Origin of the sequence: Pseudomonas sp. SWRI18 (assembly GCF_014268345.1) — a bacterium.
Taxonomy (GTDB): Bacteria; Pseudomonadota; Gammaproteobacteria; order Pseudomonadales; family Pseudomonadaceae; genus Aquipseudomonas; species Aquipseudomonas cedrina.
Window position 1 is genome coordinate 99,015 of the sequence record NZ_JACCQQ010000012.1, and the last position, 23,531, is coordinate 122,545.

General features: G+C 58.2%; 18 protein-coding genes and 1 pseudogene. 13 read left to right on the forward strand and 6 right to left on the reverse strand.

Annotated elements, in window-relative coordinates; translation table 11 throughout:
• Positions 1 to 6: 6 nt before the first annotated feature.
• From H0Z09_RS15245 to H0Z09_RS15265, 5 genes are all read left to right on the forward strand, one after another.
• Complete coding sequence (locus H0Z09_RS15245; RefSeq protein WP_076949872.1) at positions 7 to 648, forward strand: YfgM family protein; 642 nt, start codon at positions 7 to 9, stop codon at positions 646 to 648.
• Entirely contained in the window at positions 641 to 1,792 is a 1,152-nt protein-coding gene (gene bamB / locus H0Z09_RS15250) for an outer membrane protein assembly factor BamB (RefSeq protein ID WP_186691280.1), read from the forward strand. Before H0Z09_RS15245 ends, bamB begins: the two co-directional genes overlap by 8 nt.
• A gap of 134 nt (positions 1,793 to 1,926) precedes the next feature.
• On the forward strand, positions 1,927 to 3,396 hold the full coding sequence (gene der, locus H0Z09_RS15255; protein ID WP_076949869.1) for a ribosome biogenesis GTPase Der: 1,470 nt from the start codon (positions 1,927 to 1,929) through the stop codon (positions 3,394 to 3,396).
• A gap of 115 nt (positions 3,397 to 3,511) precedes the next feature.
• Positions 3,512 to 4,660, forward strand: a complete 1,149-nt coding sequence (locus tag H0Z09_RS15260) for a pyridoxal phosphate-dependent aminotransferase (RefSeq protein ID WP_186691281.1) — start codon at positions 3,512 to 3,514, stop codon at positions 4,658 to 4,660.
• Positions 4,648 to 5,439: an amidohydrolase gene (locus H0Z09_RS15265; RefSeq protein ID WP_186691282.1), complete on the forward strand. Its 792-nt coding sequence runs from the start codon at positions 4,648 to 4,650 to the stop codon at positions 5,437 to 5,439. Before H0Z09_RS15260 ends, H0Z09_RS15265 begins: the two co-directional genes overlap by 13 nt.
• Positions 5,440 to 5,604: 165 nt before the next feature.
• Here the strand turns inward: H0Z09_RS15265 and leuA are convergent, their stop codons facing one another.
• From leuA to H0Z09_RS15285, 4 genes are all read right to left on the reverse strand, one after another.
• Positions 5,605 to 7,284 (reverse strand): 2-isopropylmalate synthase, encoded by a 1,680-nt coding sequence (gene leuA / locus H0Z09_RS15270; protein WP_076949866.1) that lies wholly within the window; start codon positions 7,282 to 7,284, stop codon positions 5,605 to 5,607.
• A gap of 647 nt (positions 7,285 to 7,931) precedes the next feature.
• Positions 7,932 to 8,753: a M23 family metallopeptidase gene (locus H0Z09_RS15275; protein ID WP_186691283.1), complete on the reverse strand. Its 822-nt coding sequence runs from the start codon at positions 8,751 to 8,753 to the stop codon at positions 7,932 to 7,934.
• 3 nt (positions 8,754 to 8,756) lie between these two features.
• A complete protein-coding gene (xseA, locus tag H0Z09_RS15280; RefSeq protein WP_186691284.1) occupies positions 8,757 to 10,136 on the reverse strand; it encodes an exodeoxyribonuclease VII large subunit in 1,380 nt (459 codons plus the stop codon).
• Positions 10,137 to 10,146: 10 nt separating this feature from the next.
• Complete coding sequence (locus H0Z09_RS15285) at positions 10,147 to 11,037, reverse strand: LysR substrate-binding domain-containing protein (protein ID WP_186691285.1); 891 nt, start codon at positions 11,035 to 11,037, stop codon at positions 10,147 to 10,149.
• 98 nt (positions 11,038 to 11,135) lie between these two features.
• On the opposite strand from H0Z09_RS15285, the gene H0Z09_RS15290 reads away from it, so the two are divergent.
• The 8 genes and pseudogenes from H0Z09_RS15290 to H0Z09_RS15320 all read left to right on the forward strand — a co-directional run bounded on the left by H0Z09_RS15290 (position 11,136) and on the right by H0Z09_RS15320 (position 19,291).
• Positions 11,136 to 11,903, forward strand: a complete 768-nt coding sequence (locus H0Z09_RS15290) for a sulfite exporter TauE/SafE family protein (protein WP_186691286.1) — start codon at positions 11,136 to 11,138, stop codon at positions 11,901 to 11,903.
• 159 nt (positions 11,904 to 12,062) lie between these two features.
• On the forward strand, positions 12,063 to 12,611 hold the full coding sequence (locus H0Z09_RS15295; RefSeq protein WP_186691287.1) for a sugar ABC transporter ATPase: 549 nt from the start codon (positions 12,063 to 12,065) through the stop codon (positions 12,609 to 12,611).
• A 248-nt stretch (positions 12,612 to 12,859) separates the two neighbouring features.
• Entirely contained in the window at positions 12,860 to 14,329 is a 1,470-nt protein-coding gene (gene guaB, locus H0Z09_RS15300; protein ID WP_186691288.1) for an IMP dehydrogenase, read from the forward strand.
• 81 nt (positions 14,330 to 14,410) lie between these two features.
• Positions 14,411 to 15,988, forward strand: coding sequence for a glutamine-hydrolyzing GMP synthase (gene guaA / locus H0Z09_RS15305; protein ID WP_186691289.1), 1,578 nt, complete (start codon positions 14,411 to 14,413; stop codon positions 15,986 to 15,988).
• A gap of 243 nt (positions 15,989 to 16,231) precedes the next feature.
• Positions 16,232 to 16,545 (forward strand): annotated as a pseudogene (locus H0Z09_RS27355) (restriction endonuclease); the annotation flags it as partial.
• A 256-nt stretch (positions 16,546 to 16,801) separates the two neighbouring features.
• A complete protein-coding gene (locus H0Z09_RS15310) occupies positions 16,802 to 17,347 on the forward strand; it encodes a hypothetical protein (protein WP_186691290.1) in 546 nt (181 codons plus the stop codon).
• Positions 17,340 to 18,278, forward strand: a complete 939-nt coding sequence (locus tag H0Z09_RS15315) for a hypothetical protein (RefSeq protein ID WP_186691291.1) — start codon at positions 17,340 to 17,342, stop codon at positions 18,276 to 18,278. Before H0Z09_RS15310 ends, H0Z09_RS15315 begins: the two co-directional genes overlap by 8 nt.
• Positions 18,275 to 19,291, forward strand: coding sequence for a beta-ribofuranosylaminobenzene 5'-phosphate synthase family protein (locus tag H0Z09_RS15320; protein ID WP_186691292.1), 1,017 nt, complete (start codon positions 18,275 to 18,277; stop codon positions 19,289 to 19,291). The genes H0Z09_RS15315 and H0Z09_RS15320 overlap by 4 nt, the downstream gene beginning before the upstream one ends.
• 521 nt (positions 19,292 to 19,812) lie before the next feature.
• Here H0Z09_RS15320 and H0Z09_RS15325 read toward each other — a convergent pair.
• Together H0Z09_RS15325 and H0Z09_RS15330 are read right to left on the reverse strand one after the other, a co-directional pair.
• Complete coding sequence (locus H0Z09_RS15325) at positions 19,813 to 22,116, reverse strand: autotransporter outer membrane beta-barrel domain-containing protein (protein ID WP_186691293.1); 2,304 nt, start codon at positions 22,114 to 22,116, stop codon at positions 19,813 to 19,815.
• Between the two features lie 468 nt (positions 22,117 to 22,584).
• Positions 22,585 to 23,424, reverse strand: coding sequence for an alpha/beta hydrolase (locus tag H0Z09_RS15330; RefSeq protein ID WP_186691294.1), 840 nt, complete (start codon positions 23,422 to 23,424; stop codon positions 22,585 to 22,587).
• Positions 23,425 to 23,531 lie beyond the last annotated feature (107 nt).

The following is a 23,531-nucleotide window of genomic DNA, read 5'->3' on the forward strand; positions in this document are numbered from 1 at the left end:
ACTGGGGTGTCGAGTTCTGATGATGATCAACTGGCCGAGTTCAAGGACTGGTGGCAGCGTAACGGCAAGCCCCTGGTCACAGGCGGTCTGCTGGCTTTAGTGGTGGTGTTCGGCTGGCAAGCCTGGACCAAGTATCAGGCCAACCAGTCCCAGGGCGCCTCGATCGTTTATCAGCAATTGCTGGAAACCACGCTGACGCCGGATGGCAAACCGGACCCCGCGCAGGTTGCGGACCTGGCCGGCAAGCTGAAGAACGAATTCGGCGGTAGCACCTACGCCCAATACGGTAGCCTGTTCGTCGCGAAAGTCGCGGTCGATACCGGCAAGCTGGACGATGCCGCCGCAGAGCTGAAGGCCATCGCCGACAAGCCGACCAACCCGACCCTGGGTGAAATCGCACGTCAGCGCCTGGCTCAGGTACTGGCGGCACAGAACAAGGCCGACGAAGCACTCAAACTGCTCGACGGCGATGCTGACAAGGCATTTGTAGCCACTCGCGAAGAGCTCAAGGGTGACCTGTTGGTCCAATTGGGTCGTACCGACGAAGCCAATGCTGCGTACCAAAAAGCCAAGGCGGCGCTGTCTGATGAAGCGGCGGTCGGTGGCTTACAAATCAAGCTGGACGACCTGGCCAAAGGGGATGCGTGACGTGATCCGGTGGAAACATGCAGCATTGCTGGCTCTGGCCGTTCTGGCCGCGGGTTGCAGCAGCAACAGTAAAAAAGAACTGCCGCCTGCGGAGCTGACCAGCTTCAAGGAAGAAGTGGTCCTGCAAAAGCAGTGGAGCCGCTCCATCGGTGACGGTCAGGGCGAGACGTACAATATGTTGGTGCCGGCAATTGACGGCGACAACATTGTGGCCGCTGATGTCACCGGCGTGGTGACCTCCATGGACCGCATGAACGGCGACGTGAAGTGGTCCAAGGATCTCGATCTGCCTGTGTCCGGCGCCGTAGGCGTGGGTTATGGCATGGTGATGCTCGGCACGCTCAAGGGCGAAGTCGTGGCCCTGGATTCCAGCACCGGTGAAGAGAAATGGCGCGCTCGCGTGACCAGTGAAGTGCTCGCACCGCCTGCCACCAACGGCGATATCGTCGTGGTACAAACCCAGGATGACCGCGTGATCGGCCTGGACGCCAGCACTGGCGAACAGCGCTGGTTGTACGACAGCACCCCGGCGGTGCTGACGTTGCGCGGTACCAGTGGTCCGATTGTGACCAACAATCTGGCCGTTGCAGGCCTGTCGACCGGTAAAGTGGTCGCCCTGGATACCCGCAACGGCGTGCCGGCCTGGGAGACCCGTGTGGCCATCCCGCAAGGCCGTTCCGAGCTGGATCGCGTCGTGGACATCGATGGCGGCTTGCTGCTGTCCGGTGAAACCCTCTACGTCGCTACCTACCAGGGCCGTGTGGCGGCACTGGACCTGCAGAGCGGTCGCGTTAACTGGCAGCGTGATGCTTCCAGCTACGCCGGTGTCGCCCAAGGTTTTGGCAGCGTCTATGTGAGCCTGGCATCCGGCACTGTCGAAAGTGTCGACGAGCGTTCCACCACTGCATTGTGGAGCAACGATTCCCTGGCTCGCCGCCAACTATCGGCACCGGAAGTGTTTTCCAGCTACGTGGCCGTGGGTGACTTCGAAGGCTACCTGCACCTGCTGAGCCAGGTGGACGGTCGCTTTGTCGGTCGCGAGCGTATCGACAGCGACGGCCTGCGTGCGCGTCCGCTGGTGGTGGGTAACATGCTGTATGTGTATGGCAACAGCGGCAAGCTGGAAGCCCTGACCATCAAGTAACAACCCTGCTTGGGGTAACACCCAGGCGGCCCTGCTTCGGCAGGGCATGCGGCATCTGACGATGCTGCCCCGAGCACCAGCCGCTGCCCTGCAGCGGCTTTTGTATTTTCTGAAATAACGAAGTGGAGAGCCGCATGGTTCCCGTAATCGCCCTGGTGGGCCGACCTAACGTCGGCAAGTCCACCTTGTTCAACCGCCTGACCAGGACTCGCGACGCCATCGTCGGCGACTTGTCCGGTCTGACCCGTGATCGCCAATACGGTGAGGCAAAGTGGCAAGGGCGCTCCTACATTATTGTCGACACCGGTGGTATTTCCGGTGACGAACATGGCATGGACGAAAAAATGGCCGAGCAGTCGCTGCTGGCCATTGAAGAAGCCGATGTCGTGTTGTTCCTGGTGGACGCCCGTGCGGGCTACACCGCCGCCGACCAGATGATTGGCGAGCATTTGCGCAAGCGCAACAAGCGTTCCTACCTGGTCGCGAACAAGATCGACAACATCGATCCTGAGGCGGCCCGCGCCGAATTCAGCCCGATGGGCCTGGGCGACGCGATCCCGGTTGCCGGCGCCCACGGTCGCGGCATCACGCAGATGCTGGAAATTGCCCTCAGCACCTTTCCCAAGGATGACGATGAGGAAGAAGAGGGTGAGGAAGAGATCGTCGCCGAAGGTGAGGAAGCCAAGCGCATTCCTGGCCCGAGCGAAAAAGACGGTATCAAGATCGCCATCATCGGCCGTCCTAACGTCGGCAAGTCGACCCTGGTCAACCGTATGCTCGGTGAAGACCGGGTAATCGTCTATGACGAACCCGGCACCACCCGCGACAGCATCTACATCCCGTTCGAGCGCAACGACGAGAAGTACACGCTGATCGACACCGCCGGTGTGCGCAAGCGCGGCAAGATCCACGAAGAAGTTGAAAAATTCTCCGTGGTCAAAACCCTGCAAGCGATCAAAGACGCCAACGTGGTGATCTTCGTGATGGACGCCCGCGAAGGCGTGGTGGACCACGACCTGAACCTGCTGGGCTTCGCCCTGGAAGCCGGTCGGGCCCTGGTAATCGCGATCAACAAGTGGGACGGCATGACGCCGAGCGAGCGCGATTTCGTCAAGATCGAGCTGCAGCGTCGCCTGTTCTTCGTCGAGTTCGCCGATATCCACTTCATCTCGGCGCTGCACGGCACCGGCGTGGGCAACCTCTACGCCTCCGTACAGAACTCGTTCAAGTCCGCGGTCACGCGCTGGCCGACCAACCGCCTCACCCAGATCCTGGAAGACGCGGTGGGCGAGCACGCGCCGCCGATGGTCAACAACCGCCGGATCAAATTGCGTTACGCCCACCTGGGTGGTGCCAACCCGCCGATTATCGTGATCCACGGTAACCAGATCGAGAAGGTGCCCAAGTCCTATGTGCGCTACCTGGAAAACACCTACCGCCGTGTCTTGAAACTGGTCGGCACGCCGATCCGCATCGAGTTCAAGGGCGGCGAGAACCCGTACGAAGGTAACAAGAACAGCCTTACCGACCGCCAGGTCAACAAAAAGCGCCGGATGATGACGCATCACAAGAAAGCCGACAAAAAGCGCCGCGACAAGCGCTGATATCGACTTGCCAAAAAAGGGCTCATTGCGAGCCCTTTTTTGTGCGCGATGGTTTGCGCCTTGACCCGATGCAGCAGGCAGCTTAAAACTTGGGCCTCATCTGCAGGGGCCTTTCATGATCACCAGCAAGCTGCCGAACGTCGGCACGACCATTTTCACCAGCATGTCGCAGTTGGCGGCCGAAACCGGCGCAATCAACCTGTCCCAGGGTTTCCCCGACTTCAATGGCCCTCAAGATTTGCTCGACGCCGTGGGTCGACACGTTGCCAGCGGCCATAACCAATACGCACCGATGAGCGGTTTGCCCGCGCTGCGCCAGCAGGTGGCGGCGAAGATTGCCCGCAGCTACGGTGTCAGCGTCGATGCCGACCTTGAAGTCACCATCACGCCCGGCGCCACCCAGGGCATTTTCTGCGCGATCCAGGCTGTGGTCCGCAACGGTGACGAAGTGATCATTTTCGACCCTTGCTACGACAGCTACGCGCCCTCGGTAGAGCTGGCTGGTGGGCGCTGCGTGCATGTGCAACTGGACTTGCAGGATTTCAGCCTGGATTTTGAGCGCATCAAGGCCGCGCTGTCGCCACGCACGCGCATGATTGTGCTCAATAGCCCGCACAATCCCAGCGGCGCGCTGGTCAGCCGTGAGGAATTGGACCAACTGGCCGAGCTGATTCGCGGGCGCGATATTTATCTGCTCAGCGATGAAGTGTATGAACACCTGGTGTTCGACGATGTGCCCCACGTCAGCGTACTGGCCCATGAGGAGCTGTACCCGCGTGCGTTCGTGGTCAGTTCGTTCGGCAAGACTTATCACGTCACCGGTTGGAAGACTGGCTATGTAGTTGCGCCGCCGGCCTTCACGGCCGAGCTGCGCAAAGTGCATCAATACGTCAGTTTCTGTGGCGTGACGCCGTTGCAGTACGCGCTGGCCGACTTCATGGCCGAGCACCCGCAGCATGTGGTTGCGCTGCCGGCGTTCTACCAGGCCAAGCGCGACCTGTTCTGCCAGTTGCTGGCGCCGTCGCGGTTCAACTTCAGCCCATCGGCGGGGACTTACTTTCAGCTGGTGGATTATTCCAGGATTCGTCCGGACCTGGATGATGTCGCCATGTCCGAATGGATGACGCGCGAGCACGGCGTGGCGTCAATTCCCATCTCGGTGTTCTACCGCAACCCACCCCAAGGCCAGCGCCTGGTGCGCCTGTGCTTTGCCAAACGCGAGGACACGCTGCGACAGGCAGCCGAAAAACTATGCGTGATTTGACCGCTTTGCCCAACCTGAATATCGCCCTGGTGCAGACCACCCTGGCCTGGCACGACCGCCAGGCTAACCTCGACCATTTCGAGCGGCTGCTGGAGCAGGCCAGGGGCGCCGATCTGATCGTGCTGCCCGAGATGTTCACCACCGGCTTTTCCATGGAGTCGGCCAGCCTCGCCGAGCCAGAGAACGGTCCCACCCATCACTGGCTCCAGGCCCAGGCGGCGAAGTACAACGCGGTGATCACCGGCAGCGTGATCATCCAGGCCGCTGACGGCAGCCACCGCAATCGCTTGCTGTGGGCGCGTCCCGATGGCGAAGTGTTGCATTACGACAAGCGCCACCTGTTCCGCATGGCGGGCGAGCATGACCACTACACCCCCGGCAAGCGCCAGGTGCAGTTCGAATTGAAGGGCTGGCGTATCCGTCCGTTGATTTGCTACGACCTGCGCTTCCCGGTGTGGAGTCGCGATGCCCAGGATACCGACTTGTTGCTGTATACCGCCAACTGGCCGGGTGCGCGGCGGTTGCACTGGAACCGCTTATTGCCGGCGCGGGCCATCGAGAATTTGTGTTATGTGGCGGCGGTGAATCGGGTCGGCACGGATGGGAAGGGATTCGCTTATACCGGCGACAGCCAAGTGCTGGATTTTCAGGGTGAGACCTTGCTGAGCGCGGGGGAGGCGGATGGGGTGTTTCTGGTGAGCCTGGATGCGGGCGAATTGGCGGCGTATCGCGCCAAGTTCCCGGCGAACCTGGATGCCGATAGCTTTCAGTTTGTCTGACAGACCGCTTTCGCGAGCAAGCCAGCTCCCACATTCGACCGTGTTTATCCTGTAGGAATACGGTCAAAATGTGGGAGCGGGCTTGCTCGCGAAGAGGCCCGCCCAGCCAACAAAAAAAGGCCCCTGAGTTCTCACCCAGAGGCCTTTCCACATTTGAGCAGCCCGTTACGCCGCTTTCGCTTCCTGTTGGCTCAACGAGCGGTTCAGCGCACTGAACAGCGCCTTGAAGCTCGCGGTCGTGATGTTTTCATCGATACCCACGCCATGCACCGGACGCTCGCCATTCACGCGCAACTCGATGTACGCCGCCGCTTTAGCGTTGGTACCCGCACCAATCGCATGTTCGTTGTAATCCATGATCTCCACACCAATCGGCAAGCCCGCCACCAATGCTTCCAGCGCGCCGTTGCCTTTGCCTTTCCAGTGCAGGTTGGTTTCGCCCTGGCCCTTGCCCGAGACTTCCACCTCGACAAAGCTGTTGCCGTTCTCTTCCTGCAAGCGGTGGCTGACCAGCGCGTACGGGGTGTTGGCTTGCAGGTACTCACGCTGCAGCAAGGCGTAGATCTGCGGCGCGGTCATTTCAAGGCCGACGCGGTCGGTTTCGGCCTGCACCACCTGGCTGAATTCGATCTGCATACGGCGCGGCAAGCTGATGTCGTATTCCTGCTCCAGCAGGTAGGCAATGCCGCCCTTGCCCGACTGGCTGTTCACGCGGATCACCGCTTCGTAGCTGCGGCCGATGTCGGCGGGGTCGATCGGCAGGTACGGTACTTCCCACAGTGCATCGTCTTTCTGCTGGGAGAAGCCCTTGCGGATCGCGTCCTGGTGAGAGCCGGAGAACGCGGTGTGCACCAGGTCGCCGACATACGGGTGACGTGGGTGCACCTGGATCTGGTTGCACTCCTCGACGACCTTGCGCACGCCGTCGATGTCGGAGAAGTCCAGCTGTGGGTCGAGGCCCTGGGTGTACATGTTCAAGGCCACGGTGACCAGGTCGACGTTACCGGTACGCTCGCCGTTGCCGAACAGGCAGCCTTCGACGCGGTCGGCGCCGGCCATCAGGCCCAGCTCGGTAGCGGCCACGCCGGTGCCACGGTCGTTGTGGGTGTGCAGGCTGATGATCACGCTGTCACGCCGGTTGATATGGCGACCGAACCACTCGATCTGGTCGGCATAGATATTCGGCGTGGCGCACTCCACGGTGGCCGGCAGGTTGAGGATCATCTTGTGCTCGGGCGTCGGGTTCCACACCTCGATCACCGCATCGCAGACTTCCTTGGCGAACTCCAGCTCAGTGGCACTGAAGGTCTCGGGGGAATATTCGAAGGTCCACTGGGTTTCCGGCTGCTGCGCGGCATATTTGACGAACAGCTTGGCGGCGTTGACCGCGATGGCCTTGATGCCGTCCTTGTCCTGGTTGAACACAATGCGGCGGAACGACGGCGAAGTGGCATTGTACAAATGCACGATGGCTTTCTTGGCGCCGCGCAGGGATTCGAAGGTGCGCGCAATCAAGTCTTCACGGCCCTGGGTCAGCACCTGGATGGTGGTGTCCTCGGGGATGTGGTTGTCTTCGATCAGGGTGCGCACGAAGTCGAAATCGGTTTGCGACGCGGCCGGGAACGAGGCTTCGATTTCCTTGACGCCCACAGCCACCAGCGTCTTCCAGAAGCGCAGCTTTTTCGCCGCGTCCATCGGCTCGATCAGCGACTGGTTGCCATCACGCAGGTCGGAACTGCACCAGATCGGCGCGGTGGTGATGGTTTTCGAAGGCCAGGTGCGGTCCGGGATATCAATGGTCGGAAACGCGCGGTACTTCGAAGACGGGTCTTTGAGCATGCTCATCGGGAAATCCTTTGTTGTAGGGGCCGAGAAAAGGCGGCCTGCCGTAGAACTGTTTTTGGGATGTTTTTGCAAGACGAGGCAGATCGATTCAGCCTGGCAGTCGTGCGCTGACGAGGCACAGGCTGCGGTGCTGGCGGAGCTGAATGAGGGTGTGAGAGGTTTTCATAAGCTCAACCCTAACCGCCGGGGTGAAAGATGGCAAGCAGTCGGAAAAAATTGAGATAAGTTCTTCTATTAGTGTAGAAGTCGAGATTTTGTTGCCGAAAAGCTGAGTTTTCTATGCTTTGTTTGCGTTGCGTTTATCAGCTGCGCAATCGAGGTGACTGGCCTGGCGCTATCGCAGGCAAGCCAGCTCCCACACTTGCAATGCGCTCACCTGTGGGAGCCGGGCTTGCCCGCGATGAGCATAGGTATCTACACATCTTTGTAGTGAGCGGGCTTGGCGAATCGTCGCACCGCCCGCGCTGGGCTGCGAAGCGGCCCCAATAAGGACACCGTAGTGTTCCAGATGAAACCAGATCGTCTGGTTTGGGGCGGCTTCGCAGCCCAGCGCGGGACAAGCCCGCTCACTACAGGGAGATTTCTTAGCCTTTGAAAGTTGTGTAGATACCTATGCCGCGATGAGGCCCGTCGCCTCGCCCTTTATATCAAGGCTGGAACGCGCCAATAAAGATCGCCGGATCAACCCGCGCATCGTTCAGGCTGACATTCCAATGCATGTGCGGCCCTGTCGCGCGGCCCGTCGAGCCGACCTTGCCCACCACTGCGCCGCGCGCCAGTTGCTGGCCCACTTTCACGTCGATCGTCGACATGTGACAGAACATGCTGATAAAGCCCTGGCCGTGGTCGACAAATACCGTGTTGCCATTGAAGAAATAGTTGCCCACCAGAATCACTTTACCGTTCGCCGGGGTCTTGATCGGCGTGCCGGCGGGCACGGCGAAGTCCAGGCCCGAATGGGGATTACGCTCTTCACCGTTGAAGAACCGTCGCACGCCAAACTTGCTCGACAGCGGCCCGTTCACCGGTTTGTCGAGCACCAGGTTGCTCGGCAGGTTCGGGCTGAAACTGCGGTAGGCCTTGATCTGCACCGCCAGCTCCGCCTCGATGCGCTTGAGCTGCGCCGGCTCGGGGTTCACCTGGCTTTTGTTTTTCAGGGTGATGCGTTGCTCCGGGTACTTTTTGTAACCGACGATAAACGGCAAGGTACGCCCACCGCTACTAATGCGCTCGTTGCCCGGCTTGACCGTCAATGGGATGCCGACGATCGCCAGCCAGGTGTCCGCCTCCTTCACCACCAGCACGGGCTTGCCCTGATAGGTGGCTTTGGGCGCCGCTGCCGCAGGCCCTAGTTCAACCACGGCCACGCCACCCGGCACCGGTTTGTTCAAGGTGCGGGTGATGTAGCTGTCGGCGTGGGCGTTGAAGGCAAGGCAAAACAACATCAGCAGGCTAAAGAAACGTGGCATCAATCAATCCAATAACGAAAGGGTGACAGGTGTCAGGTGGTTGTCTTCCACCCGCACTTGCAATTGGCCTTCACCGAGGCGCGCGGTCAGGCGCTGGCCGGTGTGGGTTTGCGCTGCATTGCGAATCGCCTGGCCGCGCTCGTCCAGCAAGATGCTGTACCCACGGCCCAAGGTTGCCAGCGGGCTGACCACGTGCAGCGTCTGCACCTGGCTTTGCAGTTGCAGGCGCCGCGCCTTGAGGCCTTCGCGCATGGCACGGGGCAGGCGTTCGGCGAGGCTGTCCAGACGCTGGCGCAGCAGGGCCAGTTGACGGCCCGGATGTTGCCCGGCGAGGCGGGTCTCCAGGCGGATCAGGCGTTCGCGACGGGTGTTGAGGCCACGCTCGAACGCGCGGCGCAGGCGCATGTCCAGGTCGTCCAGACGCTGGGCCTGCTGGCGCAGACGTTCGCCAGGATGACGCAGGCGCCGGGCCATGCCTTCCAGGCGCAGGCGGTCGTGGCGCAGGCGGTTGCGCATCAGCATCACCAGGCGGCGGTGCAGGTTCTCGACTTGGCGCACCAGGTGGCTGGCGTCCGGTGCCAGCAATTCAGCGGCGGCGGAGGGGGTAGGGGCGCGCACGTCCGCCACGAAGTCGCTGATGGACACATCGGTTTCATGCCCGACGGCGCTGACGATGGGCGTGACGCAGGCGTCCACCGCGCGTGCCACCGCCTCTTCGTTGAAGCACCAGAGGTCTTCCAGCGAACCGCCGCCACGGGCCAGGATCAGCGCGTCGAAGCCGCGGGCGTCGGCGAGTTTCAGCGCACGGACGATCTGCGTGATGGCTTCGCGACCTTGCACGGCGGTGGGGATCAGCGTCAGTTCGATGTTGGGCGCGCGGCGGCGGAACACGCTGATGATGTCGCGGATCACCGCGCCGGTCGGCGAACTGATAATGCCAATGCGCCGAGGATGCGCCGGCAGCGGCACCTTGCGCTCGACGCTGAACAGGCCTTCGGCGCTGAGCTTTTCCTTCAACGCATCGAAAGCCAGGCGCAACGCACCGTCACCGGCCGGCTCCACGGTGTCGAGGATCAGTTGGTAATCGCCACGGCCTTCGAACAGCGAGACCTTGCCGCGCACTTTTACCGCCAGGCCGTCCTTCAACGCCTGGCGTACCCGCGCGGCATTGTTGCGAAACAGTGCACAACGCACCTGCGCGCCGCTGTCCTTGAGGGTGAAATACACGTGGCCGGAAGCCGGGCGGGCGAGGTTGGAGATCTCGCCTTCGACCCAGATATTGGTGAACACGTCTTCCAGCAACACCCGCGCGCGGCCGTTGAGCTGGCTGACAGTCAGGACTTCGCGGTCCAGGCCCAGTCGGGCAAAAGGATCTTTAATCATGGTCGGCAGTTTATAGGCATTCGTGCAAGGTTTGACAGAACTGCTCCACCAGCGCGCTAGGCGCCTGCGCGCAGGCCAGGGCCACGGTGCTGAGGCAGTCCGGGTCGGCCAGGGGCAAAAAGTGCAGGTTGATCGGGGCGATGTCCCGCATGGATTTTGGTAACAAGGCAATACCGAAGCCGGCCTGGATCAGCTGCAGCTGGGTGGTCTTGCGTGACATCACCCGCGCGGCCTTGGGAAAAAATCCCGCGCGCATGCACAACTCGGCTGACAGATAACTCAGGCCGCCGCGCTGAGGATGAGGAATGGAAATAAACGCCTCGTCCTTGAGCTGCGCCAACTCCACCGGCGTATGGCTGCCCACCAAGGGATGGTTGGGTGGCACCGCCAGCCATAACGGCTCGCTGTACAAAGGCACCACACGCACGCCGTCACGCTGGCGCAACACGGGCAGGCGCAGCAGCCCAACGTCCAGGCGGCCGTCGGCGATGTCTTCCAACTGCGCTTCGGAGGACAGCTTGGCGATATCCATCGACACCCCAGGGCTGCGCTCCAGCCAAGTGCTAATACCTTGCAGCAACGGGCCGCTCATCGGCACCGTGCTCGAATGGCTCAGGCGCAGCGTGCCCCGTTCGCCGTTGCCCACTTGGGTCGCCATTTCACCCGCCCTGAGCAACTCACTCAGCAGGTTGCGTGCTCGCGGATAGAACGCTTCGCCCGCCGCCGTGAGCCGGGGTTGGCGCGCGGTGCGTTCGAACAGTGCGGTCTGCAGTTGGGTTTCCATGGCCTTGATCTGCCGACTCAAGGCCGATTGCGCCACGAACAGGCGTTCGGCGGCGGCACTGAAGCTGCCGCTGTCGACGATTTCAACGAAGTAACGCAGTTGGCGGGTGGAAATCACGCGTCATGCCTTTTCAAGATAGGTCGAGGGCTTTGAAGATATTAGTCGCATCCCTCGCCAATGGCTAAAGTGAAACGCTCTCGAATAAGGAATTGCCCATGAGCCCGGTTGAGCTGATGAGTCAGTGGTCGTTTGGCGGTGTGGACTGGCTGATTATCGGCCTGGGCATTGTCGTGGCGTACATCGTGTTTGGCATCGCCGGCTTCGGTACGGCGTTGGTGGCGGGGCCGGTCCTGATCCTGTTCATGCCACTGTCGAAAATCATCCCGCTGCTGGTGTTGCTGGATTTTGTGGCGGCGTTCGGCAATCTGCTGCAATCGCGGTGGGACGTGAACAAAGCGGAACTGCTGCGATTACTGCCGTGCATGGCCATAGGCTGCACATTAGGCGTGGTGTTCCTGCTCAACCTGCATTCGGACCTGTTGCTGTTGCTGATGGGCCTGTTTATCAGCGCCTACGCGATCTACAGCCTGGCGGTAAAGGCGCGGCCAGCGCAGTTGGCGGCGGGCTGGTCGATTCCCATGGGCACGGTCGGCGGCTTGTTTGGCGCGTTGTTCGGCAGCGGCGGGTTTTTATATGCGCTCTACCTGAATAGCCGCTTGCCCAAGGACGCGGCGCGGGCCACCCAGAGTGCGCTGATCAGTTGCAGCACGGTGGTGCGCTTGAGCCTGTTCCTTATCGCCGGGGTGTATGCGGATCTGCCCTTGTTGATGCTGGCGGTTTGTCTGTTGCCGGCGATGGCGCTGGGGGTGTGGTGCGGGCGCGGGCTGACGATGCGGATGTCCCGTGAGGCGTTTGTAAGGGTGGTAACCTGGTTGGTGTTGGCGAGCGGGATTGCGCTGATCGGGCGGTATTTGAGTGCTTGACCTGATTTTTTCAGGGATTAAGCTGCCAGCCTTCAAGGCCCTATCGCGGGCAAGCCCGCTCCCACATTGATCGCGTTTCTCCTGTAGGAATGCAGTCCAATGTGGGAGCGGGCTTGCTCGCGAAGGCGTCAGACGCCTCACCGCAGGGCTCCAGGTACCATGAACTCCCAAAGCATCCTTGTCCCGAAAATCTCCACCTTGCCCGTCCACGAACCCCGCGCCCGGGCGATCGTGCGCTGGTTGGTGCGCAAGAACATCGTCAAGGAAGAACTCACCACCTGCGGGGGCACCGGCAACCGCATGGGCTATGCCCTGGCCGACGGTGCCCGCGCGGTGGTGCTGCACCCCGAAGCGTTGCCGTTCAACGAGCCGATCAATGGCCTGGAAATCATCTACAAGCGCTGCATCTACACGCCGGCCAAGGGTTTTCTCGAAGAAGCCGGCTGCCCCGAATGCCTGAAAGAGGTCGGCGAAGCGCTGTTCGACAGCCTGGAAGACTGGATGCCCGGCCACACCGACAATTTCACCTGCCCGTTGTGCGGGCATGAAGATGACATCAACGGCTTCCTGTTCCTGCAGGAATGCGGGTTTTCCAACCTTGGATTTATCTTCAACAACTGGGCGGAGGCGGGGTTCAAGCAGAGCTTTATCGATGAATTTGCCGATTGGCTGGACCAGAAGATCGCCTGGGTCAAAGTCGAGCTTTAACCCCTCCTCTCCGTGATCGTTCCCACGCTCCGCGTGGGAATGCCGCCTTGGACGCTCTGCGTCCCGCCTTAAAGTCCTGACGCGGAGCGTCACAGGATGCATTCCCACGCAGAGCGCGGGAACGATCAGGTGGAGCCAGATTTCTCCATCTATCACTATTCCCAAATATGTCAGAGTTTTACATTGAGACCTGAAGGGTGTCTGAGTATAATGGCGCGCTTCCATTTTCCCGCTCGGGAGCCCCCGCGATGCTGCGTATCAGCCAAGAAGCTCTGACATTCGACGACATTCTCCTAGTGCCCGGTTATTCCGAGGTGCTCCCTAACGAAGTCAGTCTCAAGACCCGCCTAACCCGTGGCATCGAGCTGAATATTCCCCTGGTTTCCGCTGCCATGGACACCGTCACCGAAGCCCGTCTGGCCATCGCCATGGCTCAGGAAGGCGGCATCGGCATCATCCACAAGAACATGACCATCGAGCAGCAAGCTGCCGAAGTGCGCAAGGTCAAGCGTTACGAAGCCGGTGTGGTGAAAGATCCAATCACCATCGAAGCCGACGCCACCGTGCGTGACCTGTTCGAACTGACCCGCCTGCACAATATCTCCGGCGTTCCGGTACTGCACGATGGCGACCTGGTCGGCATCGTCACCTCCCGTGACGTGCGTTTCGAGAACCGTCTTGAAGTCACCGTTCGCGAAGTGATGACGCCTAAAGAGCGCCTGGTCACGGTCAAGGAAGGCGCCGACAAGAACGATGTGCGCGAACTGCTGCACAAGCACCGCATCGAGCGCGTGCTGATCGTCGATGACAAATTCGCGCTCAAGGGCATGATGACCGTCAACGACATCGAAAAAGCCAAGGCTTACCCGCTGGCCAGCAAGGATGACCAAGGTCGTCTGCGCGTCGGCGCCGCCGTCGGTACCGGCAAAGACACCGGCGACCGCGTTTCGGCCCTGGTCGCTGCCGGTGTTGACGTGGTGGTGGTCGACACCGCCCACGGTCATTCCAAAGGTGTGATCGACCGCGTGCGCTGGGTCAAGCAGAACTTCCCTGAGGTACAAGTGATCGGCGGCAACATCGCCACCGGCGCCGCCGCCAAGGCCCTGGCCGAAGCTGGCGCGGATGCGGTCAAGGTCGGTATCGGCCCTGGCTCGATCTGCACCACGCGGATCGTCGCCGGTGTAGGTGTGCCGCAAATCAGCGCCATCGCCAACGTCGCCGCGGCCCTTGAAGGCACCGGCGTGCCGTTGATCGCCGATGGTGGCATCCGTTTCTCCGGTGACCTGTCCAAGGCCATCGTGGCCGGTGCCTCCTGCGTGATGATGGGCTCGATGTTCGCCGGTACCGAAGAAGCGCCGGGCGAGATCGAACTGTTCCAGGGCCGTTCGTACAAGGCTTACCGCGGCATGGGTTCGCTGGGCGCCATGTCCCAGGCGCAAGGTTCTTCCGACCGTTACTTCCAGGACTCCTCGGCAGGCGCCGAGAAGCTCGTCCCGGAAGGCATCGAAGGCCGTGTGCCGTACAAGGGCACCCTGAGCGCGATCATCCATCAACTGATGGGCGGCCTGCGCTCCTCGATGGGCTACACCGGCAGCGCCGACATCGAAGAAATGCGCACCAAGCCAGAGTTCGTACGGATCACCGGCGCCGGCATGGCTGAATCCCATGTCCACGACGTGCAGATCACCAAGGAAGCGCCAAACTACCGCGTAGGTTGAAGCTTCCAGCAAAACGTTAAGTAACCGGGGCTGTTCTTTCAGCCCCGAGTTGTTTCTGATTCATTAGACGAGACTGACTTCATGGCCCTCGACATTCACGCCCACCGCATCCTGATCCTCGACTTCGGTTCCCAGTACACCCAACTGATCGCCCGCCGCGTGCGTGAAATCGGCGTGTACTGCGAGCTGCACCCGTTCGACATGGATGACGAAGCGATTCGCGAATTCGCGCCCAAGGGCGTCATCCTCGCCGGCGGCCCCGAGTCCGTGCACGAAGCCGACAGCCCGCGTTGCCCGCAAGCGGTATTCGACCTCGGCGTGCCGGTCTTCGGTATCTGCTACGGCATGCAGACCATGGCCGAGCAACTGGGCGGCAAGGTCGAAGGCTCCGAGCTGCGTGAATTCGGTTACGCCCGTGTCGACGTGGTCGGCAAGAGCCGCCTGCTGGACGGCATCGAAGACCACATCGACGCCGACGGCCTGTTCGGCCTCGACGTGTGGATGAGCCACGGTGACAAGGTCACCAAAATGCCGCAGGACTTCCACATCCTGGCCAGCACCCCGAGCTGCCCGATCGCCGGCATGTTCAGCGACGAGCGTCGTTACTACGGCGTGCAGTTCCACCCGGAAGTGACCCACACCAAGCAAGGCGGGCGCATCCTGTCGCGCTTCATCCTCGACATCTGCGAGTGTGAAGCCCTGTGGACCCCATCGAAAATCGCTGAAGACGCCATCGCCAACGTCCGCGCCCAGGTCGGCACCGACAACGTGCTGCTCGGCCTGTCCGGCGGCGTCGACTCCTCCGTGGTCGCCGCCCTGCTGCACAAAGCCATCGGCGACCAGCTGACCTGCGTCTTCGTCGACAACGGCCTGCTGCGCCTGCACGAAGGCGAGCAAGTGATGGCCATGTTCGCCGAGAACATGGGCGTCAAGGTGATCCGCGCCAACGCCGAAGAGCAGTTCCTCAACAACCTGGCCGGCGAGTCCGACCCGGAGAAGAAGCGCAAGATCATCGGCCGTACCTTCATCGACGTATTCGATGCCCAGGCCAAACACCTGGACAACATCAAGTACCTCGCCCAAGGCACCATCTACCCCGACGTGATCGAATCGGCCGGCGCCAAGAGCGGCAAGGCGCACGTGATCAAGTCCCACCACAACGTGGGCGGCCTGCCCGAGGAAATGAACCTCAAGCTGGTCGAACCGCTGCGCGAACTGTTCAAGGACGAAGTCCGCCGCCTGGGCCTGGAACTGGGCCTGCCGTACGACATGGTCTACCGCCACCCCTTCCCGGGCCCGGGCCTGGGCGTGCGCATCCTCGGTGAAGTGAAAAAGGAATACGCCGACCTGCTGCGTCGCGCCGACCACATCTTCATCGAAGAACTGCGCAAGGCCGACTGGTACCACAAAGTCAGCCAAGCGTTCGTGGTGTTCCAACCGGTGAAATCGGTGGGCGTTGTAGGTGACGGCCGTCGTTACGCGTGGGTTGTGGCCTTGCGTGCGGTGGAAACCATCGACTTCATGACCGCGCGCTGGGCGCACCTGCCTTACGAACTGCTTGAGACCGTTTCCGGTCGCATCATCAATGAGATCGAAGGCATCTCGCGCGTGACGTATGACGTGTCGAGCAAGCCGCCGGCGACGATTGAGTGGGAGTGAGCCTACGTCTGGCATAGACCGGCACGATCTAGCAAAAGATGCCCCAAAGCCCGCGTAACTGCGGGCTTCTTGCATTTTATGGCAGGTTTTGGAATCACCAGGCAACTCCTTTGCATGGTGCAGAGGATGGTAGTATCTAGATGAAATGCAATGCGCTGCTCTCAATGTAATTAGGGGGGATCGAGCTGGTTGCATGGTATTTATTTTCGATTGAGCATTGACTTCCGAATACCTCTGAGAGCACAAGGCAAGAAAGTCTTCCAGTCACGGCCTGACTTGATGACGCAGGGACATAAAAGCTGGGTTTTATATACGAAATGGAAACGCTTGGATACTTGGCCGGAAAGCAAGAACTATGGGCTGAGCTAATTGGATTTCTATCAGTCGTTTGCGCATTGCCACAAATACTAGGAGGGCAGGGGAATTTGGTGCTGATCTATCCGAGGTGGGCAGCATTTCAGGAGGCGCTGCCGGTGTTTGAGTTTTCGCCGAAAATGAGGTTGCTGATGGTGCCGTTTGGCCTAATAAAAGGGCAGGTGCTTGGAGCAACGAATTGAAGAACGCTCGATCTGGGCTGTTTCGGCACGCCCCTTTTTTTCGCTACATGTTTTTATTAGGTATAGATATTTAATATGCTTTGAGTAAAAAAGCAAGACGCTCCAAGAAGTCAGGGCGAGACGCTATCGGTGATGTTCATGCTGTTATATTATTTGCCATATAATAGAGTCGGGCTTCATCAGAAGCATATACTCGTGTTGTTTATCCTAGACTTTATCAACATAAAACCAGCTTTAACATAGTCAAGGAGGATAGATGAGAGATAATGACTGTGGTTTACTATTGGTTGGACTCCATTCGTCTGGTAAGACCACTTTGTCGCAAGCTTTTTCATCGACCGGAGATTATTTGATTTTCGAGCTTGGAGACGGTGTTCGCGAGATTGCGCGTAGACGATCTCAGACGAATTTAGTCCGAATAGCATCGGAAGTTCTTGCAGGGAATGACCCCGTTTTGCTAGCTAAGATGGCCGTAGCAAAAGCTAGAATTTTCAATGGTGTAGTGCCGGTTTTTGTTGGGGCTAGAACAACAGAGGAACGCGACTATCTTGTTAGCTGCTATCCGAGGCTTTTGGTTATAGGCCTAAATACTTCGTCTTCAACTAGGCTTGCTAGATGGAATAAAAGACAGATGATGGTCACTGATAAATGGGAAGAGCGCGAGCAATGGGAGAGGTCCTGGTGTACTGAGTTGCTCGTGGAGGAGTCTTGTTTACAGCTGTCCGGAGAAAATGCAATTCCTGAAATGTGCTCCACAATAAGTGACGAAATTAGAAAAAAATGGGGGGTTAAGGATGTCTAGTAGTCGAGAGTTAAGGTCGAGAAGTACAGCTACTTATATAGTTATTTCTATACTCGTGGGTGCGTTGGGGATCATCGCTACTCTTTGGGGCGGGGCAAGTGTGCCAGATGAAGCGTTCGGTTCTACACCGCTAGTTCAGCGATCAGTGTTTATGTTTTCTTTAGGCACCTCCTTGTTGGCTGCAGGTGTAGTTAGTTTAGGTTTTGCTATAACAAGGCTTTATGATGATAAGGATTCAACGAAAATTCAGGATGGATTGACAAGGTATGAAGATCTTTTGCTGACATTTAAAGAATCCCTTGATGGCGTTGAAACGGTAAGTCGAGGTGCTGCAAAAAGGTGTGTATTTGAGAGTGCAATTAGTCCAGTTTTTCGAAAGGCTCTTGAGGCTGGCTGTCGTCGGGATGCTGCGCGTGTGGATGTTGTTGGTCTTAAGTTGAGCCGATTTCTGACCGAGCAACTTGACTATCTTAAGCAATATTCTACTACCCATCCGGTAGAGGTAAGAATGTTGCTGCAAGAGCCAGACACAAATGAATTTAAATTGTTGTGCCAACTTGAGTCTAAAAATGAAATTGAAGTAAAGAAAGATGTTGCTAAGAGTCTGCGGATGTTGACTAATATGGATGGCTCTGGGGCGGCACTAGACTTTCGTTTTGGAGGTTTGGCAATCTCTGTTAAGTTTTACTCAGGTTTTCAGCCCGTAGCCTTTTTTCGTGTAAACGATACAGTGTCAGTACGACCGCGTATTCGCGCTCATGGGGCTGGAACTCTTTTTTATGAAACATATAAGCAGAGCGAAGGCAGGGAGTATTACGGTCTGTTTACCAATCATTTCGATAATTGTTGGCACGAATCGGAGGCTAAAGTTCCTAAGTCTATTGAGATGTTGCTTGAGCGTGTACGAGATGAAAATGCAGGTAAGATATGAAGGAAGCTAAAGTAAATGCGTTCGGGAGATTGCATTTTGGTTTGGTCAATCTTTCGGAGGTCGGAGAGTACATAAATGGCGGGGCGGGGGCGATGATCTCGCCTCCGGTCTTTTCAGTGACAGCATCTAGTAGCTCTAAATTCATTGTTTTTCCTATTCGATATGAAGGAGAGGTACGTGATTTATGTCGTTGTTTAAATATTACTTCTGGGCTTAATGTTCGTATAGATTTAGATGTGCGCATGTGTCAGCACGTCGGTTTAGGATTTCATACGCAGTTAAGGTTAGCAATCGCGACGGCGATTCTTTTTGCGCTAGATTTAAGTATTGATACTGTGAGCTTATCCAAGACTGTGATGCGTGGAGGAACCTCAGGTATAGGCTCATTAGGTTTTTGGTTTGGAGGCTTATTATTTGATCGTGGTCGAAAAAGAACTGCAGTTGATGACTTGTTTTTGCCATCATCAATGACCAAGGATTATGATGTTTCTCCTCTGGCGTATCATAAAAATAAACTTCCATTCTGTCTGGTAATCGTTAAGCCTGCTTTTTGGGAGAAGATCTATGGTGAAAAAGAAAAAGATTTGTTCGAGAAATTGACACCTATACCAGAAAGCGAGACTCATAAGTGTCGTGCATTAATATTTGGCGATCTGAAGCAGGCGGTTGTTCGTGAGGATTTTAATGGGTTCTGCCAAGCTCTAGATGGTATATCCTTCGTCGGATTCAAGAAGAGAGAGATAGCTTATCGTGGGGAACGCCTCACGGAGATTTTTGAATTAATGAGGAAGTCAGGCTTGAGTGGTGTAGGTATGAGCTCTTGGGGACCCATATGTTTTGGTTTCATACTAAATCAAGAGGACGCTGAAAACGTAGCTCTGCGGCTTAACTGCCACACTTTAATTGAAGATGCATGGGTTGCCGAGTTTGCAACCGGTGCAACGGTTCAGATTGATAATGGGAATGTAGTATCTGTGTTTGAAAAAGCAAATTTTAGAGATTGTGATTTTTAATGCTCTTTTCGACGTTATATTGCACGTTGTTTGGGGTCGCCTAATCATACAAGGTTCTTAGGTCACATAATTTAAGCTAACCTAAAACTGCACCTAAGCCGATGTAGGCCCTTCGGAAAAACCACTATTTTTGCAGATGGATAGCACACCAGTTTATTTTAGTTGCTCGCCAGATAACTGATCGCCTTAGCATGCGCATTTTGCGCAGAGACTTAAGGATGCTCTGAAGTACAGCCTATTTCTCGGCTGCTGAGCAATCGGCGCTTTCAAAAACGGCGTAACAGCTCCATGAACCCCACATTCGGGTTTTGGTCCTGCGTGGTATTTTTCATGTTTTTCGATTCTATCATGTCTATATGCGTCGTTTTGTAAGGCCTTGAGTGGTCGATTGATAAAAGAGCGGGAGTAAGGTTGATCTTCAAATACCTGTTTTATAAGTAGAAAATAAGAGATCGCTTTACCATCAGCCTCAAATAACAAAACCCGCCTTGGCGGGTTTTGTTGTATGACGAAGCCGTTAATCAGAAGTCGTAACGCACATTCGCAGTAAAGGTGTCCGCGTCGAAACCACTGCTGGTCAGGTAGTTGTACATACCGCCCACGGTCCACGCGCCCACGCGGTAGTTCGCGCCCAGTCCCAGCTCATAGCTGTCGCGCGCGGGTGTTGCGCCTGTGGTGGTGAACGGGGTGCCGCCGAGTACGAAGGTGGAGGTGGTGTTGGCCTTGTCGCCGATGAAATCGTGCCAGGCCATCAGCTTGGCTTCGGGTTCCAGGCTGCCCGCGCCTACGTCAAAAGCGGCCGCCAGACGGGCGCCCAGGCCGATTTCGCCGGTTTCATAGCGCTGCTTGCCGACGTTGAGGGCGGCCGAGCTGCCTTTTTCACGGTACGAATCAATCGATACGTTGGCATAGCGCGCACCGACCTGTGGTTCGAGCAGCCACTGCTTGTCGAGCTGGAAGGTGTAGCCTGCCAGTGCGTTGACGCCGAAGATTTCACTGTCGTAGTTGCCCTTGGCGCGGGTGCCGGCGATGTAGCGTTTGGACTCGTTGTCATTCCAGCCATACATCAGCGAGGTGTCGACGAAGAAGTTGTCACGGGCCCAGTTGCCGTACAGGGTCAGTGCATGGCCGCTGACGTCGGTCTTGTTGCCCAGGTCGGATTTGACGTCGCTGGCCAGGTAGCTGTAAGCCAGGCCCACGGTGGTGTCGGTGTTGAGCTTGCCATCGGCACCCACGGCGATGCCGTTGGTGTTGGCGTCGTAGCCGTCGATGCCGTGGCGACTGTCCTGGTTGGCATCGCTGGACAGCGCTTGCAGCCATACCCCTTGTTCTGCCAGGACGTCACCCGAGGACAGGCCGCTACGCGCTTTGCTGGCGCGGCGGTTGATGGCGCTTGCGACCAGGTTTTGGCTGTTGGTGGCGGCGTTGATCGCCCCACGGCTGACATCCGGAGTCAGGGTTTCGGCAAGTTTGGCCAGGTCTTCGCTGGTGGCGGCGTTGGCGAAACGCTGGAATACCGGGTCGCTTTCGTCCATCTGGCCCAGGACCGTGTTTTTGAACGGCTTGATGGCGTTCACCGCGTTGCGCGAACCACGCGCACCCAGCAGGTCCTGTGTGATTACCTCATCGCTGCGGGTGGCAACCAGTGCTTTCACGTCCTGACCTTCAATACCGAAGCTCCTCACCTCAAGCAGCGCCGAGGAGGACACCACGGACAGGTTCTGCGGGTCTTCCCAAGTGCCGGAATTGATGAGGGTGTAGCGGGTGCCCTGGGCCGGCGTGCGGAAGTCGTCGGAGCGAGCCTGCAGTTCGATCTGGCTGCCTGCAGAGAAGTAGGTATTGCCGGTGACTTTCAGGATCGGCGCGTTGGGCAGTGTGTTGTTGTCCAGCAGCAGGCGCAGGCGCGCAGTGGCGCTGTCCATGTCGAGGTCGCCCACAATCGTCGTCTGCGGACGAAGCAGCGTCAGGCGGCCGCCGTCGATATCGACGAAACCGGCGCGGATGGTCGAGCCATCGAACATCGCATCCCCTTGCACCAGCACACCACTCAGGCCCAGCACATCACCCTTTACTTGCCCCCCTTGCCAGTAGAAATACGAAGGGGAGGAATTGTCGTCCGCCGAAATGGCTGCCGTGCCGCCTTCGATCAGGCCGCCTGTCTGCCTGATGGAAAAGAGGCTGGAACCGCCGGAGGTGTCGAGACTGCGAAAGCGGATACCGATGCCTTCGGCGGAGATAGTCCCGCTGTTGTTGACATCGCTCGTGAAGGGAGCGCCTGTCATCTGACCGGTAAAGCGGGCTTTCTCGATATCGATACCCATAGAGTCGATGCCACGCGCGGTGATAGTGCCCGAGTTATTGACGCGCGCCTGGGTCGAGGTGATCAGCATGCCTTCGGCTTTTTCGCCAGTCACAGTGATGTTGCCGTTGTTGTTCACTTCACCCGCGATGGTCGCCAGATATACATCCAACCCGACGACGGCGTTGCCGCTCACCGTAATGTCGCCATTATTTACCAGGTCACCAGCGACGTTGGAATTGAGGGTCATGGCGATGCCGGACGGAAAGTCTGTGGGGTTCGCGGCCGTCAGGTTTATTTTGCCCTGGTTGACCAGGTTGCCCGCCAGGGTCACATTGCGCAGCTCTACACCTGAGTTTTGCGACGTGCCGGTGAAGGTAGCGTTATTGAAGACATCGCCGGAGCTGAGGTATGCCCCTGTGCTCAAGTCGTAGTTGAGGTCGGGCACGGGGGCGGCATGCACGGCGGTAGTGGCAGTTGCGACGGACAGGGCCAACAACGAGCGACGCAGATGGGAAATGTTCAAGGCAGTATCCTTACAGGGCAGAAAACTGACAGGGAACTACCTACGCGTCAGCGTCTTTTTTTGGCTTCCCTGCCAGCTTGTCAGTGAAATGCTGATTCAAGCGCGCTGAAATTTACACGATGCTTGTAGGGCAATTCATCATAAAAATGACCAATGACAGAAAATTAGCCAAAAAATGCGACGCTCCAGCTATTTTTTGAGTCCTTATTGGGTTATCCAGCAATAATCGGAGCTTAGGGGTGCCGTTGCGGTCTCGCCTGGTGAAGCGCTAAGGGGATTGGTTTCTACACAACTTTGTAGTGAGCGGGCTTGTCCCGCGCTGGGTGGCGAAGCCGCCCCCATTAGAGGCTCCGCCGAGTACCAGGTAAACCCAGGTCGCTTGGTTTGGGGCCGCTTCGCAGCCCAGCGCGGGACAAGCCCGCTCACTACAGATGTTCGCAAGCCCTCAAAGTGGATTACCTGTTTTTTCTAGGGGGGAGGGCACCCGGGTGTTTCTGAACGGACCGGCGCGCCGTTGATTTCAGATCGCTCATGCGCCAGCGGCGTTTTAACCCATCTGCTCCACGCCGCTTCCCACCCACTGTCATGGCCTGCTCCGGGTACATGGACGCTTTGGGAGAGGGGCGAGCCCAGCGCCTGTTGGTAGCTGGCAGCTAAACCAGCTGGAATAATCAGGTCCTCTTCCCCGATCATATGACGCTGGGGTATCAAGACGAGTCGATCACGATAGTCCAGCGGATCCAGTGAACCGTCGAGTGGCGACAGCCCTTTCATCGTCGCCCACAGGCGCGGACTGAGATTGCCGGCAAGGGTTTGTACCTGGGTAACATCACTGCGCTGCGCCGCCAACAATAAGGCGAGAACGGCTCCACCTGAATACCCCACCAGTTCAAATTCGCTGTTGCCATATCGCCGTTTCAATTCGTCCAGCGCCTGGCTGAGGCGGGTGACCACTTCCTGGGAAAAACGTCGATGAGTCCAGAGCGCGGGTTGGCAGGCTGCGGTCATCAGGAACTGGCAGGGGCGTGCAAGGTAGGCATTCGGTGTTGGATCACTGACCGCCAGCCGGGGCACTAACAGATTGTGCGGGCTCGGATCCAGGCTGGGTTGAGTGGCCGTCGCCCACGCATGGCCATCGCCCTCCAGGTAGACACGCAGGCGCGTCGTCCTTTCTGCAGTGCGTGGCGCAAGTATGAGGAGCGGAAAGGCATGCCCCGGCAGGACCTCCAATTGTCGGCCGTGTTCGTCAGCCAGTTGTTGCAGTGCCTCGCGCGGCGACTGGCAGGCGATGAGAAGCGCGCTGACCATTATTACTATCGAGGCTTTGTAGAAGCCGGTCAGTGTTCGACGACGGGGAGAGTATCTGCTCGTCATATGCGACCTAGGCAATGGAGGCATCGCCATTGAAGGAAGAA